Source organism: Saccharopolyspora sp., assembly GCF_017434145.1.
GTDB lineage: Bacteria > Actinomycetota > Actinomycetes > Mycobacteriales > Pseudonocardiaceae > Saccharopolyspora_C > Saccharopolyspora_C galaxeae.
This window is the reverse complement of record NZ_JAFRFW010000515.1, coordinates 1-2,694: the sequence shown is the minus strand read 5'-3', so window position 1 is coordinate 2,694 and position 2,694 is coordinate 1. Positions and strand designations below refer to the sequence as shown.

3 protein-coding genes are annotated in these 2,694 nt (G+C 70.9%); 1 reads left to right on the top strand and 2 read right to left on the bottom strand.

The annotated features are described in order from the left end of the window. Positions 1-753: alpha/beta hydrolase-fold protein (locus IJH84_RS14290; RefSeq protein WP_367269024.1), on the top strand; the 753-nt coding region annotated here is incomplete at its 5' end. Between the two features lie 42 nt (positions 754-795). Here IJH84_RS14290 and IJH84_RS14285 read toward each other — a convergent pair. Both IJH84_RS14285 and IJH84_RS14280 read right to left on the bottom strand, forming a co-directional pair. Beyond that, the gene (locus IJH84_RS14285; protein ID WP_295145175.1) at positions 796-1,635 is read right to left on the bottom strand and encodes an alpha/beta hydrolase; all 840 of its coding nucleotides are present in this window, start codon (positions 1,633-1,635) and stop codon (positions 796-798) included. A 63-nt stretch (positions 1,636-1,698) separates the two neighbouring features. Beyond that, the coding region (locus IJH84_RS14280) for an aldose 1-epimerase family protein (RefSeq protein ID WP_295145172.1) at positions 1,699-2,694 on the bottom strand (996 nt) is incomplete at its 5' end.

The following is a 2,694-nucleotide window of genomic DNA, read 5'->3' as shown; positions in this document are numbered from 1 at the left end:
TCCGGCCCGCCGCTGGTCAACGTCGAGACGGTGTACTCCGAGCACCGGGGCGCGGACACCTCGCTGATGATCGCGCACCCGAACGGCCTGCAGGACACCGCCAACCTGCCGATGGCGCTGTTCCTGCACGGGCGCGACGCGATGAACCCGAGCCCGATCCCGTGGGGCGTGCTGGACGCGCTGCAACCCGAATTCGACGCGGGCAACATCCCGCCGTTCGGGCTGGTGGCCGTGGACGGCGGATTCAACTCCTACTGGACCGACGGCTCCGCCAACGGCGACCTGATGAGCATGTTGCTGCAGGAAGTTCCCGGCTGGCTGCGCGAGCGCGGGCTGGCCGGTCAGGACGGGCTGCCGTTCGCCTGCGGGGGCGTGTCCACCGGTGGTTTCGGCGCGTTGAACTACGCGGCCGAACGCAACATGGCGGGAAGCCCGCTGGCCGCGGTCGCCACGATCGCCCCCGCGCTGCCGGTGACCTGGCAGCACATGCAGGAGAAGGGCGTGTTCGCCAGCGAGCAGGAGTGGATCGAGACCGATCCGCTGCGCCGCGTCGACGAGCTCGGTGACGTGCCGGTCGGCATCTGGATCGGCGAGTTCGACGTGTTCCGGGAGGGCACCGACCAGCTGGCGCAGCTGTACCCGAACACGCCGGTCTACTCGGTGGTGCCGGGTGGGCACGAGGGTCCGGTGTTCGACTCGGTCGGCGTGGACGCGGTCGGCTTCCTCGCAGGGGGCTTCCCCGCCGAGGGCTGAGCGCCGCGGTGCCCGGGCGGTTCCGGGCACCGCGATCGGCGCTCAAGCGTCCTGGTGCGCGATGAGGTGCTCCAGCAGCACGCGGGTCAGCTCCTCGGCGGCCTCTTCCGGAACCCAGTGCGAGATCTCCTCGAACATCTCGAACCGGTACGGTCCGGTCACGTGCTCGCCGCAGGCCAGCGCGGCGGTCGAGCCGAGCGCGGGGTCCTCGGTGCTCCACACGTACAGCGTCGGCACCCGGACCTGGCCGATCGGGTCGGCGAACTTCGCGGCGCGGTACCAGTTCAGTGCGGCGTCCAGCGCGCCCGGCTCGGAGAACCGCTGCACGTATTCCTCGATGTGCGTTTCCGGGATCTTGTGCTCGTAGAGCCGCCGAAGCCTGCGCGCGTCGTCCTCCAGCAGCAGCTTGTCCGAGCCCGTCCGGCGGAAGACCTGCATGTACTCCGAACGCCGCTGCTGGTCCTCGTCTTCGCGCAGCGCGCGGCCGAAGGCGTCCAGGTGCGGCACCGAAACCGCGGTGAGCGTGCGGATCCGATCGGGGTGCGCGGCCGCGACCGCCCAGGCGATCGCCGCGCCCCAGTCGTGGCCGACGAGGTCGAACCGCTGCCAGCCCAGCCGGTCCGCGATCGCGAGCACGTCGGAGACCAGCGCCTCCTGCCGGTACTCGAAGACCTCCTGCGGGCGGACACCGGGGGAGTAGCCGCGCTGGTCCGGCGCCACCGCGTGACAACCCGCGCCGCCGAGCACGTTGAGCTGCTCGCGCCATTCGATCGCGGCTTCCGGGAAGCCGTGCAGCAGCAGCACCGGCCGGTCGCCCTCGGCACCGGCGCTGAGCGCGTCGAAGGTGCCCGCCTCGGTAGGGATCTCGATGTAGTCAGCCACCCGCACACTCTAGATCGCGGCACCGACGGCGGGATAGGAAAGTCCCGTTGCCGCGCAACGGAATCAGTCCAGCAGCCGGTAGCCCCAGCTGCCGGTGTGGGTCTGGCCGGGCCGCAGCACGATCATTCCGTCACCAGTGACGAAAGCGTTCGGCGCGCAAGTCATCGGCTCGACGGTGAGGCCGGCTCGCGCGGGACGGTCCGTCTCCGGCGAATCGTCGGTGTAGACCTGCAGGTACCCGTGCGTGCGGTCGGCCCACAACTGCACGGCGCTGCCGTCGGGCCGTCCGAATCGGACGGTCGCGGTGCCGTCGGAATCCCGGTCCAGGTCGGTGAAAGCGGTGTCCATTTCGGTCGCACCGATCGGCCGGGCGGTGCGGTAGTCGTACTCCGAGCCCGCCACATCGGCTTTGCCGGTGGGGATCAGCCGGTCGTTGGTGACGTAGTAGGTGTTCGCGGGCAGCTCGAACACCACGTCGTCGACCCGCTCGCCGCCGGCCGCCAGGTACGTGTGGTTCGCGGTGCCGAACGGCGCGTCCGTGCGGCCCGCGTTCCGCGCGCTCAACGTGCTGCGGAAACCGTTGCCCTGCAAGGTGAATTCGATCCGGAAGGCGATCGTGAACGGGTAGCCGTAGTGCGGGTGCAGCAGGTGCTCCAGCACCACGCGGTCCCGGTGGTGCTCGACCGGAGTCCACTCGGTGAATCCCATCAGCCCGTGCAGCGCCGACTCGCGGTCCGGCTCGTTGATCGGAACCTGCAAGTCCTCGCCGCCGAAGGTGTAGCGGCCCTGGTCGATCCGGTTGGCCCACGGCAGCAACGTCTTGCCCTGCCAGCCTTCGCCGATGTCGTCGGGTGCGTGCGTCAGCAGCATCTCGGTGCCGTCGACCCGCCAGGACAGGACGGTGGCCGCGACTCCGCCGACCACCAGGCTGTGGCGGCCGGAGCGCAGCTCGTACAGGCGGCCGTTCGCCGTCTGGCCGTCGGATCCCCGGGTCGCCTGCGCGGCCGCGGTGGTCGAACCGAGGCCGGTGAGCCCGGCCGCCCCGGCGGCCGCGCCGGC